Annotated in this window: 15 protein-coding genes and 1 pseudogene; 7 read left to right on the top strand and 9 right to left on the bottom strand. The window is 60.8% G+C overall.

The features are described 5' to 3' along the window. Positions 1–57 precede the first annotated feature (57 nt). Positions 58–441, top strand: a complete 384-nt coding sequence (locus KBW81_RS05270) for an NADH:ubiquinone oxidoreductase subunit NDUFA12 (protein ID WP_090184307.1) — start codon at positions 58–60, stop codon at positions 439–441. Then, on the top strand, positions 438–791 hold the full coding sequence (locus tag KBW81_RS05275) for a DUF2155 domain-containing protein (protein ID WP_254248581.1): 354 nt from the start codon (positions 438–440) through the stop codon (positions 789–791). The genes KBW81_RS05270 and KBW81_RS05275 overlap by 4 nt, the downstream gene beginning before the upstream one ends. On the opposite strand, the gene aat is transcribed toward KBW81_RS05275, so the two are convergent. The 9 genes and pseudogenes from aat to KBW81_RS05315 all read right to left on the bottom strand — a co-directional run bounded on the left by aat (position 758) and on the right by KBW81_RS05315 (position 9,200). Then, complete coding sequence (gene aat, locus KBW81_RS05280; RefSeq protein WP_254248582.1) at positions 758–1,396, bottom strand: leucyl/phenylalanyl-tRNA--protein transferase; 639 nt, start codon at positions 1,394–1,396, stop codon at positions 758–760. The genes KBW81_RS05275 and aat overlap by 34 nt on opposite strands. A gap of 4 nt (positions 1,397–1,400) precedes the next feature. Further along, positions 1,401–2,747 carry an acetyl-CoA carboxylase biotin carboxylase subunit gene (gene accC / locus KBW81_RS05285; RefSeq protein ID WP_090184299.1) on the bottom strand — a complete coding sequence of 449 codons (1,347 nt, stop codon included), beginning with the start codon at positions 2,745–2,747 and terminating at the stop codon, positions 1,401–1,403. 10 nt (positions 2,748–2,757) lie between these two features. Then, on the bottom strand, positions 2,758–3,249 hold the full coding sequence (accB, locus tag KBW81_RS05290) for an acetyl-CoA carboxylase biotin carboxyl carrier protein (RefSeq protein WP_254249005.1): 492 nt from the start codon (positions 3,247–3,249) through the stop codon (positions 2,758–2,760). Positions 3,250–3,921: 672 nt separating this feature from the next. Further along, positions 3,922–4,671, bottom strand: a complete 750-nt coding sequence (locus KBW81_RS05295; RefSeq protein ID WP_090184291.1) for an ABC transporter ATP-binding protein — start codon at positions 4,669–4,671, stop codon at positions 3,922–3,924. A 42-nt stretch (positions 4,672–4,713) separates the two neighbouring features. After that, a complete protein-coding gene (locus KBW81_RS18825) occupies positions 4,714–4,998 on the bottom strand; it encodes an ABC transporter ATP-binding protein C-terminal domain-containing protein (protein ID WP_411914383.1) in 285 nt (94 codons plus the stop codon). Between the two features lie 3 nt (positions 4,999–5,001). Continuing rightward, positions 5,002–5,370, bottom strand: a pseudogene (locus KBW81_RS18830) (ATP-binding cassette domain-containing protein); the annotation flags it as partial. A 114-nt stretch (positions 5,371–5,484) separates the two neighbouring features. Then, positions 5,485–6,687, bottom strand: a complete 1,203-nt coding sequence (locus tag KBW81_RS05305; protein WP_090184285.1) for a branched-chain amino acid ABC transporter permease — start codon at positions 6,685–6,687, stop codon at positions 5,485–5,487. 3 nt (positions 6,688–6,690) lie between these two features. Next, complete coding sequence (locus KBW81_RS05310) at positions 6,691–7,722, bottom strand: branched-chain amino acid ABC transporter permease (protein ID WP_254248583.1); 1,032 nt, start codon at positions 7,720–7,722, stop codon at positions 6,691–6,693. Positions 7,723–7,838: 116 nt separating this feature from the next. After that, positions 7,839–9,200: a substrate-binding protein gene (locus KBW81_RS05315; RefSeq protein ID WP_254248584.1), complete on the bottom strand. Its 1,362-nt coding sequence runs from the start codon at positions 9,198–9,200 to the stop codon at positions 7,839–7,841. 216 nt (positions 9,201–9,416) lie between these two features. Between KBW81_RS05315 and KBW81_RS05320 the strand changes: the two genes are divergently transcribed. The 5 genes from KBW81_RS05320 (at position 9,417) to KBW81_RS05340 (ending at position 14,781) form a co-directional block, all read left to right on the top strand. Continuing rightward, entirely contained in the window at positions 9,417–10,700 is a 1,284-nt protein-coding gene (locus KBW81_RS05320) for a helix-turn-helix domain-containing protein (protein ID WP_254248585.1), read from the top strand. Between the two features lie 82 nt (positions 10,701–10,782). Next, on the top strand, positions 10,783–11,190 hold the full coding sequence (locus tag KBW81_RS05325; protein ID WP_090184273.1) for a response regulator transcription factor: 408 nt from the start codon (positions 10,783–10,785) through the stop codon (positions 11,188–11,190). Continuing rightward, positions 11,174–11,485: a hypothetical protein gene (locus tag KBW81_RS05330; protein ID WP_254248586.1), complete on the top strand. Its 312-nt coding sequence runs from the start codon at positions 11,174–11,176 to the stop codon at positions 11,483–11,485. Before KBW81_RS05325 ends, KBW81_RS05330 begins: the two co-directional genes overlap by 17 nt. Continuing rightward, positions 11,482–14,193, top strand: coding sequence for an ATP-binding protein (locus KBW81_RS05335; protein WP_254248587.1), 2,712 nt, complete (start codon positions 11,482–11,484; stop codon positions 14,191–14,193). Before KBW81_RS05330 ends, KBW81_RS05335 begins: the two co-directional genes overlap by 4 nt. A gap of 72 nt (positions 14,194–14,265) precedes the next feature. Continuing rightward, positions 14,266–14,781, top strand: coding sequence for a hypothetical protein (locus tag KBW81_RS05340; protein WP_254248588.1), 516 nt, complete (start codon positions 14,266–14,268; stop codon positions 14,779–14,781). Positions 14,782–14,786: the final 5 nt, after the last annotated feature.

Genomic DNA, 14,786 nt, shown 5'->3' on the forward strand with positions numbered 1-14,786 from the left:
CTCTGGACCTTTGTGCCCGATTGGGGCATGACAACACCTAAGCAACCGGAGACGATGATGGGCCTTGTTCAGAAAATCGCACGCGTTTTCACCTGGTGGGATGGTCAGACCTTTGCCACGCAGTTCTGGACGTGGCGTAAGGGCGAAAAAGTGGGCGAAGATGCAGAAGGTAATCTGTATTATCGCAACGCCGATGACAGCCGTCGCTGGGTGATTTTCAAGGGCGAGATTGAGGCGACCAAAATCGCACCCGAATGGCACGGATGGCTGCACCGGACGTGGGATGAAACCCCGACTGAACGCCCGCTTGTCCATAAGGTTTGGGAGCAGCCGCATCAGGAAAACCTGACCGGCACTGCGCTGGCCTATGCACCTAAGGGATCGCTGCGCAGCGCGTCCCCTGCCGACCGCACCGATTACGAGGCATGGTCCCCGGAATGATCCGCGCCGCCCTTTTGTGCGCCTTGCTGCTGCCGGGCAGCGCGTTTGCCCAGTCGGCCTTGTCCCGCAACGGCGGTGATTTGCGCGTCTTGGACAAGGTGACAGGTCAACTGTTCGACCTGTCTGTGGGTGTTGGGCAAAGCGAAAAAGTTGGCTTTTTAAACATCGTTATGAACGACTGCCGCGTCCCGTCTGACAACCCGAATGGCGACGCCTATGCGGAACTTGTTGTGACCTATCGCGACGATCCGGCGCCGGTGTTCAGCGGTTGGATGATTGCGTCTGCCCCGGCGCTGAACGCCATGGACCACCCACGTTACGACGTGTGGGTGATGGATTGCGCCAGCTGATCCAGATCTATGGTGCCTGCGGGACCAAAATCAGCAACCTGCGTTAAGGCATTGGCAAGGCGGTCCTCGTAGGCTGCGCGCGGGATTTCGATACCGCCCAGGGACGCCAGATGCGGCGTGATGAATTGCGTATCGAACAGGGTAAAGCCCTGCTGCTGCAAACGATCTATGGCGCAGACCAAGGCCACTTTTGATGCGTCAGTGACGGTCGAAAACATGCTTTCGCCAAAGAACGCAGTTCCCACCGTGACGCCGTAGACGCCGCCGACCAAGGCGTCACCTTGCCAAACCTCGATGGAATGGGCGTCGCCCTGCGCGTGAAGCGCTTGATATACATCATAGATTGGCGGGTTGATCCACGTTTCTGGCCGGGCGGCGCAGCCCTGCACGACCTGCGCAAAGGCGCGGTCGGCGCTGGCCGTCAGGTGGCCACGCCGCAAGGATTTGCGCAAAGATCGAGAAATATGGAAGCTGTCCAGCGGCAGGATGCCGCGAAAGCGGGGCTGGACCCAGAACACGTCTTGCGTGTCCCGGGTCTCTGCCATGGGGAAAAGACCTTGCTGATAGGCCTGCAACAGCAGGTCTGGCGTCAGCATCCCCGTCATTTCCCTAGCCCAGGTGGGTTTCGAGCCAGTGTTCCAGCCAGTGGATGTTGTAGTTGCCGGACTGAACGTCAGGCTCTTGCAGCAAGGCATGGAACAGCGGAATCGTGGTGTCGACACCGTCGACAATCAGCTCGCCAAGGGCGCGGGCCAAGCGGGCCAGTGCTTCTGGACGGTCGCGGCCATGCACGATCAGCTTGCCGATCAAGCTGTCGTAGTAGGGCGGGATCCGGTAGCCGTCATAAAGCGCGGAATCCATCCGCACGCCAAGACCGCCGGGGGCGTGGTACTGCGTGATCGTGCCGGGGCAGGGGGTGAAGTTCGGCAGCTTTTCAGCGTTGATCCGCACTTCGATGCTGTGACCATTGATCTTAAGATCGTCCTGCGTGAACGACATCGGCAAGCCAGCGGCGACGCGAATCTGTTCGCGCACCAGATCGATGCCAAAGATATTCTCTGTCACCGGGTGTTCGACCTGCAAACGGGTGTTCATTTCGATGAAATAGAACTCGTCGTTTTCAAACAGGAATTCGATCGTGCCAGCGCCGATATAGTTAATCGCAGCCACGGCGTCGGCGCAGACCTTACCGATGCGCGCCCGCAGTTCTGGCGTGATCGAGGGGCCGGGGGCCTCTTCGAGCACTTTTTGGTGGCGCCGCTGCAGCGAGCAATCCCGCTCGCCCAAGTGGACGGCGTTACCTTTGCCATCACCAAAGACCTGAATCTCAATGTGGCGGGGCGTGGTCAGATATTTCTCGATATAGACTTCATCGTTGCCGAAAGCGGCCTTTGATTCGGCCCGAGCAGAGTGGAAGGCTTTTTCCATATCAGCAGCAGTTTGCGCCACTTTCATGCCGCGCCCGCCGCCGCCAGCGGTGGCCTTGATGATAACCGGATAGCCGATTTCTTCGCCGACGCGCTGCGCGTCTTTGAGCGTTGGCACACCGCCGTCAGAGCCGGGCACGCAGGGCACGCCGAGCTTTTTCATCGTGTCCTTGGCGGTGATCTTGTCGCCCATCATTCGGATATGTTCGGCGGTGGGGCCGATGAAGGTCAGACTGTGATCTTCAACAACCTGCACGAAGGCCGCGTTTTCCGACAAAAAGCCATATCCGGGGTGGATCGCCTGCGCGCCGGTGATTTCACAGGCCGCAATGATCGACGGAAAGTTTAAATAGGATTGCGCAGAGGACGGCGGGCCGATGCAGACGGCTTCGTCGGCCATGCGCACATGCATCGCGTCAGCGTCGGCTGTCGAATGCACAGCGACGGATTTGACGCCCATTTCGCGGGCGGCGCGGACGACACGCAGGGCGATTTCGCCCCGGTTCGCGATCAGGATTTTGTCGAACATGACAGTAATCCTATTCAATAATCATCAAGGGAGCGCCGAATTCCACCGGACCGCCATCCTCGACCAGGATACGCTTTACGGTGCCCGCGCGGGGCGCAGGAATGTGGTTCATCGTTTTCATGGCTTCGATGATCAGAAGGGTGTCGCCTTCTTTGACCTGCGTGCCTGTCGCGACGAATGCTGCCGCACCCGGCTCTGCGGCCATGTAAACAGTGCCGACCATTGGCGATGTCACAGCGCCGGGATGAGACGCCGGATCTGCCGGCATTGATGCCGCCGGGGCTGCCATTGGGGCGCTTGCCATCGGTGCCGGAGCACCGGCGACCATAGCCTGCTGCGGCTGCGGTGCCATTTGCACGTGGCGGCTGACGCGCACGTTCAGGCTGTCGTTTTCAGCGTAGTCCCGCTTCACTTGCAGTTCGGTTAAATCGTTTGCGCGAAGCAGTTCTGCCAGTGCCTGAATAAAGCTGACGTCGCTGTCCTGAGAGGTCTTGTTGCCCATGTGTGTCCCGGTCATTGCTCTTGTTACTACCAGTTGTGCGCCGCTGACGGCCGCACGATTGGCGAACTTATAGGGCAAGTGACGCAAGGTGAAAAGCGCTTGCAGGCGATTCGCTAAGTGCAGGCCTATTCCGCGGTTTCAGAACTGTCTTTGATCGCCGCAATTTCGGCTGGGTTTACTGTATCGTCACTGCTGCGTGCCTTTGTTTTTAGATGGTTTGTGACCGCTTCCTCAGCATCATTATCCGCAGGAGTGGCGGCTTGTTCGTCCGTCTCTGCCTCAGGCTCTTGTGGTTTGGGGCCATGCGGCAACATCGTGACGCCGTAGGGTTTTAGAACCCGGTCGATGGGGCTGACGGTGTCTGCTGGGGATGACAGTTTTGCCTGCACAACGGCCGCAGTTTGTCCGCTATTGGCTGGGATGGGCAGTGGGATATTAGGCTGCGGGTTGCGCACCATTGCGGCGACGTCTGCGGTGGGGCGTACGTCTGCGCGGGCCACAGGGGGCGGGGCAGATTGGGGGGCCGCGACTGAAGAAGTTAAGATTTCCAGAATGGCGCTCCTTTCAGGTCCGCCGGTTTAATATCCCCTTAATATGCTGTGGCCCGGTTACGAAGACGTAAACCGGGCCACAATTATATCGAAAATCCAAAGCGATGGTTAACGTGCGCGCTTAAATCGCCAAATATTCCGCGCGCAGTTGTTCGTTCTCTAGCACTTCTTTGGCAGAGCCGTTGAAGACCACCGAGCCAGTATCCAAAATGACGGCACGGTCCGCCAATTTGAGCGCGGCGACGGCGTTTTGTTCAACGATAACCGTCGTAATGCCCTGATCACGAATGATTTTAAGCGTCTTCGCAATTTCTTGGACGATGACAGGGGCCAGGCCCTCGTAGGGTTCGTCCAGCAGCAAAACCTTGATGTCGCGGGCAAGGGCGCGGGCGATGGCCAGCATTTGCTGCTCGCCGCCTGACAGGGTGACACCCTCTTGCTTGCGGCGCTCTTTGAGGCGCGGAAACAGCTCGTAGATCCGCTCTAGCGACCAGCCAATCGGCGGGGCGATTTGGGCAAGTTGTAGATTCTCTTCAACGGTGAGGCCCGCGATGATGCAGCGATCTTCTGGCACGAGGGCGATTCCCGCCCCAGCGGCCTGATGGCTTTTCATCAGGTGCAGTGGCTGGTGGTCCAGCCAGATCTCGCCGTGCTTCAGCTCTGGATTGCCCAGCCGCGCGATGGTGCGCAGGGTGGACGTTTTGCCAGCGCCGTTGCGGCCAAGAAGGGCAAGGATTTCGCCCTCTCGGATATCAAAACTGACGTTTTGAACGATGTAGCTTTCGCCGTAATACGCCTCGATTTCCCAAACGCTGAGGAAGGGGCGGTCGACGGCGGCGTTGTTTTTCTGCGGGTCAAATGGTGCGGTCATGTCATGTCCTTTGCGGATGCCAAATTTTGTTTGAAAATTTGGTTAGATCTGCGTTTCGCCCAAATAGGCTTCGCGCACCTTGGGATCGGTTTTGATCTGGTCGGGGCTGCCTTCGACAAGCGGGGTGCCCTGCGCCAGAACGGTGATGCGGTCGGCGAGCGAGAAAACGACCTGCATGTCGTGTTCGATAATCGCCATCGTGATCCCGCGCTTCGTGCGGATGTCTTTGAGCAGTGCAATCGTGTTTTCCGTATCGGCGCGGGCCATGCCTGCCGTCGGCTCGTCCAGCAGCATCAGGCGCGGCTCTTGCACAAGACACATCGCCATCTCCAGCCGCCGTTTGTCGCCGCGTGACAGGCTGGATGCGATCTCATGCGCTTTGGACAGCATGTTGACCTCTTCCAGCATCGCCTCTGCCTGCGCGGTGATGGCGCGTTCGTGCCGCACGGGTTCGATGGCATGCATGCGGAATGCGCCGTCACGTTTGGCAAAGCAGGGGATCAGCACGTTTTCCATGACCGTCAGATCAGAGAAAATCTCTGGCGTCTGGAACACGCGGCTGATGCCCATTTGCGCAATCTCGAACGGTTTGCGCCCCAGCACGGATTGGCCGTCGAACATGACTGACCCCGAGTCCGGGATCAGTTTGCCGACGAGCACGTTCAGCAGGGTCGATTTGCCTGCGCCGTTCGGGCCGATGATGGCGTGGACGGTGTTTTCTGCGATGGACAGGTTTACGTCGCCCAGTGCCTGCAGACCGCCGAAGCGCTTGTTGACGCCTTTGACTTCAAGGATTCCCATAAGATCGTTTCCTTATTCTGCAGATTTCTGGCGGGCGGCATCGCGATCTGCTGCCGTGACCGTGCCGGATTTGCGGTTGAACAGTGCAGCCAGACGCTGGCCACCTTGTACAAGGCCACCGGGCAAGAAGATGACGACGACCATGAACAGCAGGCCCAGTGTCAGATGCCAGCCTTCGCCAACAAAGGGGTGGACCAGCCAGATCAGGCCATTTTCAATCGGGTCGGGCAGGGCACCAAACCACTGGTGCAGCACGTTCTCGTTGATCTTGGAGACGATGTTTTCCAGATACTTGATCACGCCAGAGCCGACGATCGGGCCAATCAGGGTGCCGACACCGCCAAGGATAGCCATGACGACGATTTCGCCTGATGCGGTCCAGTACATCCGCTCTGCACCGGTCAGCGGGTCCATCGCGGCCAGCAAACCGCCAGCCAGACCAGCATACATGCCAGAGATGATGAACGCCCAGAGCATGTAAGGCTTCGTGTTCAGGCCGGTGTAGTTCATCCGCGTCTGGTTCGATTTGATCGCCCGCAGCATCATGCCAAAGGGCGAGCGGAAGATGCGGATCGACAGATAGAAGGCGGCGATCAGCATCAGCGCGCAGAGGTAGTAGCCAACCTCGAAGGTGAAGGCCCAGCCGCCCATGTTCAAAGTGGTAGAGGAGGCCATCGGCAGACCAAAGAAGTGCGGCGCAGAAGGCGCGCCAGCACCGGCCAGGATTTGCGGGTCAGACGCGTAGACCTGCAAACCGGTTTCGCCGTTCGTCAGAGGCGTCAGCACCGAATAGGCCAGCGCATAGGACATCTGCGCAAAGGCCAGCGTCAGGATAGAGAAGTAGATGCCAGAGCGCCGCAAACTGACGTAGCCGATGACGATGGAAAACAGGCCCGCGACGATAACGCTTAGCAGGATGGCCGGGACGATGTTGTAGGACAGCAGCTTGAACATCCAGACGGCGGCGTAGGATCCGACACCCAGAAAGGCTGCGTGACCGAAGGAGAGATAGCCCGTCAGGCCGAACAGAATGTTAAAGCCGATCACAAGGATGCCGAAGATGGCGAACCGTTGCAGCAGTGCAGGATAGCCTGCGTTGAACGATTGCCCCAGCGACGAGCTGACGGGGAAGGGGTTCAGGATGATAGGTGCGAGCAGCGTCAGGGCGACGACGACCAGCAGCAGGGTAAAGTCTTTGCGTGTCAGACCTAACATGGATTAGTCCTCCATCACGCCGGCGCGGCCCATAAGGCCCCGGGGACGTGTCAGCAGAATGATGATGGCCACCAGATAGATGACGATTTGGTCGATGCCCGGCAGGATCGCCTTGACCTCGTTCATGGATGCAAAGCCTTGCAGGATGCCGAGCATAAAGCCCGCAAGCACAGCGCCCGGCAGCGAGCCCATGCCGCCGACGACGACCACAACGAAGCTAAGTACCAGAAAGTCCATGCCCATATGATAGTTCGGCGACACAATGGGCGCGTACATGGCCCCGGCTAAACCCGCGACAGCGGCCGCTAGGCCGAACATCAGGGTAAAGCGTTTGTCGATGTCGATGCCCAGCATGCCGACGGTTTCGCGGTCCGCCATACCGGCGCGGACAACCATGCCGAAGGTGGTGAACTGCAAGAAGGCAAAAACGGCAGCGATGATGATCGCCGAAAAGCCAAAGTACACTAGACGCCAGATCGGATAGACGACCGCGTTCGCCTGAAAGCCGATATAGGTCCCCAAATCGACAGAGCCGCTAAACATCGGCGGGGCAGGCGACTGGATCGGGTTCGCTCCGTAAACTGCGCGGATGATTTCCTGCAGCACGATGGCAAGGCCGAATGTCACAAGGATCTGATCCGCATGGGGGCGCTTGTAGAAGTGCTTGATCAACCCGCGCTCCATCGCCCAGCCGACGAACAGCATGACGGGGATCACAAGGATGATCGACAGCGGCACCGACCAAGCGATCAGGCTTGTCGCGCCCTCTGTGCCAAAGACCGAGGCCAGATAAGGCACCTTGGTTTGCAGCGGATTGCCAAGGAAGTCGGTCTGCGTTGGGTCAATGACCGTATGTGACAGCGACAACAGCCGCTGCATCGTCACAGCACAGAACGCGCCGATCATGAACAGCGCGCCGTGGGCGAAGTTGACGACGCCAAGGGTGCCGAAGATCAGTGTCAGGCCCAGCGCGATCAGCGCATAGGCCGACCCCTTATCCAGACCATTTAGAATTTGTAGTACGATAGCGTCCATCGGTCCGCTCCTCTTGGGGGGCTCGGGCTGTTTCGTGCGAAAAATTGAGAATGGCGCAGCAGTGGCACCTTGGCGGGGTGGGGCAGGCGGCGTGCGCCTGCCCCGAAACCTTGCGCTTATGCGCCCGGGTTACAGTCGCCCAGTGCGCCGCCGGCGAACATGGGGTGATCTTCGGCATACTCGACCTGAGCGCGCGGGGTCTCTTCCACGATTTTCAGAGTGTCGTAGCCGACCATGTTGGCGTTGCCGGATGTCGATGCGACACCTTCCATGACCAACACGTCCTTAAAGCACTGGTGATCAGAGCCGCGATACAGCGTCTGGCCATTGCCCATGCCGTCGAACTCGAAATCTTCGAGCGCTTCGACCACGGCGCAGGGGTTGAACGAGCCTGCGCGTGCGACCGCATCTGCATAAAGCAGCGTCTGGACGTAGCAGGTGTGCGCGGCGTTTGACGGCGGGAAGCCGTACTTTTCACCGAACGACTTGACGAAAGCCTTGGTGCCTTCGTCCTGCAGCTGCCAGTTCCAGTTCATCGAGCCGTAGACGCCTTCGATGTTGGAACCTGCACCCTTTGCCATCAGCTCGGAATACAGCGGCACGATGATCTCGAACTGCTTGCCGTTGACCATCTTGTCCTTCAGGCCGAACTGCACAGCTTGGGTCAAAGAGTTGACCATGTCCCCGCCGTAGTGGTTCAGGACCAGAATATCAGCGCCAGAGTTCAGCACAGGCGCGATATAGGACGAGAAGTCACCAGCGCCGACGGGTGTCAGCACGTTCTGTGTGGTTTCCCAGCCCATGGCTTCGGTGGCGGCTGCCATCGATTCCTGCTGCGTCCAGCCCCATGTGTAGTCGGCGGTCAGGTGATAGGCCTTGCGGTCGGTGCCGTAGGCTTTTTCCAGAACCGGCGCGAGGGCGGCTGCGGACATGTAAGCGTTAAAGAAATGGCGGAAGCCATTGGCTTTGCGGTCCTTACCGGTCGTGTCGTTAGAGTGGGTCAGACCCGCCATAAAGATCACGCCAGCGTCTTGGCACAGGCCCTGCACAGCAACAGCCACGCCCGAGGACGAGCCGCCGTTAATCATGATGCAGCCGTCTTTTTGGATCATCGACTGCGCAGCAGCGCGGGCAACGTCGGATTTTGTCTGGGTGTCGCCGGTGACGAAGCCGACCTTTTTGCCCAGAATACCGGTGCCATCCAAGTTCTTCTGGCTAAAGGTGTTCAGCATGCCGCCGTCGCCGATACCGTTCAGGTGCTCGACGGCCAGCTCTTGTGCGCGCAGCTCGTCCAGACCTTCTTCGGCGTAGGGGCCGGTCTGGGGCACGTTAAAGCCGAATGTGACGGTGTCGCCGGTGGGTGCGTTGGTAAAGCCGGTATGGTTTTCGGCCCGCAGGTACGTTGGCAGCATCAGGCCAGCGCCTGTGACAGCCCCGGTCTTCAGCACGCCGCGGCGCGAGAAATTCGATTTGGACATGGGTATCCTCCCTCATGGTTTCTAGGCCGCCGGACCCTCCCGTCCCTTGGCCTGCACTTGACAGCGCTAATGTGATCATGACGTCACGTCCGGTTTTGCACCAACACAGCTTTCAGAAAACTTGACGAATTTGTAAACTAATGCACAAATCCGCCAAAGCGTCTGTAAAGTGGTTTTCGCGCAGGTGCAGCATTGAGCGGCAGGGAGGCGTGGTAAATGGACCGGACAGGATCGCGGATCAGGGCAAGGCGGCTGGACGCCAAGATCGCGCAGCGCGATCTGGCGCAAAGCGTTGGGATCTCGGCTAGCTATCTGAACCTGATTGAACATGACCGCCGCCGCATCGGGGGTAAATTGCTGACCCAGCTCGCCGCGGCCCTTGGGCTGGACCCCGCGTTGCTGGCCGAAGGCGCTGACGCCGGACTGGTGGGGCGCATGCGCGCCGCCGCCAGCGCTGCCGATGCCGAAACGGTCGAGGCCGCGCAGACCGCCGATCTGGCCGCCCGCTATCCCGGCTGGGCGCGGCTGATTGCGGCGCAGGCCGATCAGATTGCAGCGCTGCAACAACGCGCGCAGATGCTAGAGGACCGGATTACCCACGATCCGGCGCTTGCGACGGCACTGCACGGCGTCATCTCTGCCGTGACCTCGATCCAGTCTACGGCGGCGATTTTGACGGGCGATGCTAAGGTCGATGCCGATTGGCAGGCCCGGTTTCACCGCAACATTTTCGATGACGCGACGCGGCTGGCGCAGACCTCTGCCGCGCTGATCGCCTATTTCGATGCGCCCGCGAATGCCGCGCCGGTGTCGCTGTCCCCGCTCGAGGAAATGGAGCAGGCCCTGTCGCAAACTGGCTTTTACCGCCCCGCGCAGGAACGCGGCGGGACAGCGGCGGCGGATGATCCACAGCTCAGCGCCGGGGCGGCGGGGTTGCTGGCCGATTACGACGCCCGTTATCACGCGGATGCTGTGGCCTTGCCGCTGGCGACGTTTCTGCCTGCAGCAAAGGCTGCCAGCTATGATCCATTGCGGGTCTCCGCGCAAATGGGCCGCCCGCTGGCGCAGGTGATGCGGCGGCTTGCCGCGCTACCCGCGCAGAACGATGCGCCGCCGCTGGGGCTTCTGATCTGCGATGCGGCGGGGGTCGTGCGTTTGCTTAAATCCGTGCCGGGGGCGGGGTTGTCCCGCGCGGGTCTTTGTCCGCTATGGCCGATCTTTACCGCGCTGGGGCAGCCGGGGCGGGCTGTGGCGGCGCAGGCGGTGCTGCCGGGCACGCCGGATGTGCGCCTGAACTGCCACGCGATTGCCGATGTCATCCCGCACTCGGACGGGCCGCATATGCCCCCCCTGATCGAGGCGACGATGCTGCTGCGCCCCGATGACGGCCCCGCCGCCGCCGCTGCGGTCCCTGTCGGCGCAGGGTGCCGCCTGTGCCCGCGCACCCAATGCCCCGCCCGCAGAGAGCCGGCCTCTGTCTCTTTAGCCATCACTCTTTGACTCCCATTGCCGCAGGCGCGATACTCAATTTGTGCGCACCCGGGGAGGGGGACGCACAAACGTGGGGGGAGAGGGAGACCGTATGGCCAGACGAGTTCTGTTGATCGAGGATGAGCCGAATATCATCGAGGCGATCAGCTTTATCCTGTCGCGCGATGGCTTCACCGTGCACACCCACGAGGACGGCGAGACCGCGATGGACAAGGTCCGCGCCCAGCGCCCCGATATGATCATTTTGGATGTCATGCTGCCCGGTAAATCCGGCTTTGATATCTTGCGGGATTTGCGCGCAGAACCCGCCACGGCGACCCTTCCTGTCTTGATGCTGACCGCACGCGGGCAGGCCAAGGATCGCGAATTGGCCACGCGGCTGGGGGCGGATGTGTTTATGACAAAACCCTTTTCCAACGCCGAGATTTGCGCCCAAGTCCGCGCCCTGATTGGCGAGGATTCCCCCCGCGGCGATGTGGCCCGTGACGCAACCGCCTGACCTGCTGCCCGCCGTGCCGCCGCGCTTGCCGGGCAAACCCAGCCTGTTTCTGGCGCGCGACAGCTATCGCCAACGCCGTCTGCGCGACGCAGCACGAATGCTGCCCGTGCTTGGCACGGTGATCTGGCTGCTGCCGCTGATGTGGCAACGCGCACCAGAGGAAACAGGTGGCATGGCCGCTGCCGTGGTCTTTGTTTTTGCCGGATGGACGCTGCTGATCGTGCTGACCGCGCTAATCGCCCGCAAGCTGCGGCCCGTTGACGAAGCGGCTATCGATCCAGATACCGCGCCATGATGTCCTTTAATCAGCTGATCGCGATCGCGCTGGGCTATGTCGCGTTTTTGTTCTTTGTCGCCTTCGCGGCGGAACGGCGGGCCGCACGCGGGCAGGGCGGCTGGCTACGCCTGCCCATCGTCTATACCCTGTCGCTGTCGATCTACTGCACAGCTTGGACGTTTTACGGTGCCGTCGGTTACGCGGCGCGATCCGGGCTCGAATTCGTGACGATCTACCTTGGCCCGACCCTTGTGGTGGTCGGCTGGTGGTGGATTTTGCGGCGATTGGTGCGGATCGGACGGATGCAGCGGATCACGTCCATCGCCGACCTGATCTCCTCTCGATTCGGCAAATCCACGACCCTTGGCGTGATTGTCACGATCATGGCGATCATCGCGGCGACCCCTTATATCGCGCTGCAATTGCAGTCCGTCACCCAGTCCTTCCAAGTCTTCGCCCGCGCTGGCGGTCAGGATTGGGGCGATGTGGAGCTGAACCGCGCCGCCATCTGGATCGCCATCGGCCTTTGCTTTTTTACCGTCCTTTTCGGCACCCGAAATCTAGACGCGAACGAGCGGCACCACGGTGTCGTCATCGCCATCGCGGTCGAGGCTGTCGTTAAGTTAGTTGCGCTTTTGGCCGTCGGCATCTTTGTCGTCTGGGGCCTGTCCGACGGTGCCGTCGCCATGCTGGCGGAAATCGAGGCGTCCCCGATATCCGACTGGACCCAATCAGGCAGTCGCTGGGCCGCGCTGATCTTTCTGTCTGCCGCCGCCTTCCTATGTCTGCCGCGCATGTTTCAGGTCTTGGTCGTTGAAAACGCCGACGAGCGGCATTTGCAAACGGCCAGCTGGGCCTTTCCGCTGTATCTGATGCTGATGAGCCTGTTTGTCATCCCCATCGCCGTGGTCGGCTTGCGGGTCATGCCAGTCGGGGCAAACCCGGACCTTTTCGTGCTGACACTGCCACTGAGCCAAGGGCAGCAGGGGCTGGCGACGCTGTCATTCCTTGGCGGGTTTTCATCGGCCACGTCGATGGTGATCGTGGCCACGATTGCGCTGTCGACGATGGTGTCGAACCATATCGTCTTGCCGCTGTGGATGCGCGCAGGCGCGGCCCCCGGCGCGGTGATGTCGGGCGATGTGCGCCAAGTCGTCGTGCTGGCGCGGCGGCTGTCCATCGGCGGTGTGCTGGCGCTGGGTTATCTTTATTTTCGCCTGTCAGGCGGCGGCGCTGCACTGGCGGCCATCGGACTCGTGTCATTTTCCGGCGTGGTGCAGGTCCTGCCTGCGATGCTAGGCGGCATCTTTTGGCGCGGGGCGACGCGGACGGGGGCGATCCTTGGGCTGACCTCTGGCTTTGCGGTCTGGATCTGGTGCTTGTTCCTGCCCAGCTTTGGCACAGACGCGGTTTTAAGCGCGTCCGTGTTGGCAAATGGCCCGTTTGGATTGGGTTGGCTGCGGCCAGAGGCACTGTTCGGCATCGCGGGCGTGGACCCGGTGCTGCACGGGCTGCTGTGGTCCTTGCTGGTGAACACAGGGCTGTTCTTTGCCGGGTCCGTCTTGTCCTTTCCCAAACCGATTGAGCGGTTGCAAGGCGCGCAATTCGTCAACGTTTTCGACCACTCGGCCAGCGGCCCCGCTTGGACCCGCTCTGCCGCCACGGCCGAGGATTTGCTGATCATGTCCCAGCGCATCCTTGGCGCGTCGCAGGCGCAGGCGATCTTTGCGCGTGCAGCGGTGCGGCAGGGTAAATCTGATACGCTGCCGGACGTGACCCCCGCTTTTGTTGCCGCGCTGGAACGCGAACTCGCAGGTTCGGTCGGGGCGGCCACGGCCCATGCGATGATTGCGCAGCTAACGCAGGGCGCATCGGTGACGGTGGATGATCTGATCGCGCTGGCGGATGAGACGGCGCAAATCTTGGAATATTCCAACCAGTTGCAGACCAAATCCGCCGAACAAGAACGCACCGCCCGCGCCCTGCGCGAGGCGAACGCCAAGCTGATGCAGCTGTCGGTGCAAAAGGACGCGTTTCTGTCCCAGATCAGCCACGAGCTGCGCACGCCCATGACCTCGATCCGGTCGTTTTCCGATATCCTGCGCATGGGCGATATTAGCCCGCAGGATACCGCCCGCATGGCCGGAATCATCAACGCAGAGGCGCTGCGCCTGACCCGCCTGCTGGACGATTTGCTGGACCTGTCGGTGCTGGAAAACGGGCAGGTCACGCTGCATGTGCAACGCGGCACGCTGGCGGATTTGCTGGACCGCGCCATCGGGGCTGCCGGTCTTACCCCGCGCGCGCTGCGCATTGATCGCAGCGGGGCTGCGCAAAAGCTGTGGCTGGAAACTGATCTGGACCGGCTGAGCCAGGTCTTTATCAACCTGATTGCCAATGCGGCGAAGTATTGCAGTGCGCCGGTGCCGGAACTGCGGGTGATCAGTCACGTGGTGGACGGGCGGCAAGTGGTTGATTTCGTGGATAATGGCCGCGGGATCGCTGGGCCTGACCGGGTCGTTATTTTTGAAAAGTTCTCTCGCCTTGGCGATTCGTCGCGGGCTGGGGGCGCAGGACTAGGGTTGGCGATCAGCAAAGAGATTATGATCCGGCTTGGCGGTGATGTCGCCTATGTTCCGCAGGCAGCGGGCACCTGTTTTCGCGTGACTTTACCTGAAATTGCGCCTGCGCCCGTGAAAGAGGGCACTCCGGCGGTCGCATCTTAAGGGTGTAGAAACCTAATTGCGCGACATCTGGGTCATCCCGCTGCGCAGTGGGCCTGACCTGAAAGGATAGCAATGACAACGGCGACCGGATCCGGCGTTCTGCAGCGCATGACACAGCGGCAGCAACCGGATGCACCGGATGTCCCGCTGACCGCATTGCGGGCCGTGCGGCTTGCACTGGCGCGGGGGGCGCAGACCAGTATCGGCCTGCCGGTGACCGTGGGCAGCGTGGCCGAACAGGCCTTGCCGCTGGATGAATTGCTAGCCGAATTCACGGACGAGTTGTTATTGATATCCCTGACGCGGGATGGCGCAATTTGCGGGATTTTGGCCTGCGATGCTGGCCTTGTTGCGGCGGCGATAGAGGTGATGACAACCGGTAAGATCAGCGCAGGTGCTCCGGATACGCGCTCCATTACCAAGACCGAAGGCACACTGGTGCAGCCCTTGCTCCGGGCCCTTCTGGATGAATTAGAAGAGACGACAGCGCGCACATCTTTGGACGGCTGGACGCGGATGGTCGGGCTTGGCCCGCGCTTTACCCGTTGCCGCGCTGCAAGTTTTGACATGACGGCACCTATCGGTTGATACGG

Source organism: Loktanella salsilacus (assembly GCF_024206795.1).
Lineage (GTDB): Bacteria > Pseudomonadota > Alphaproteobacteria > Rhodobacterales > Rhodobacteraceae > Loktanella > Loktanella salsilacus.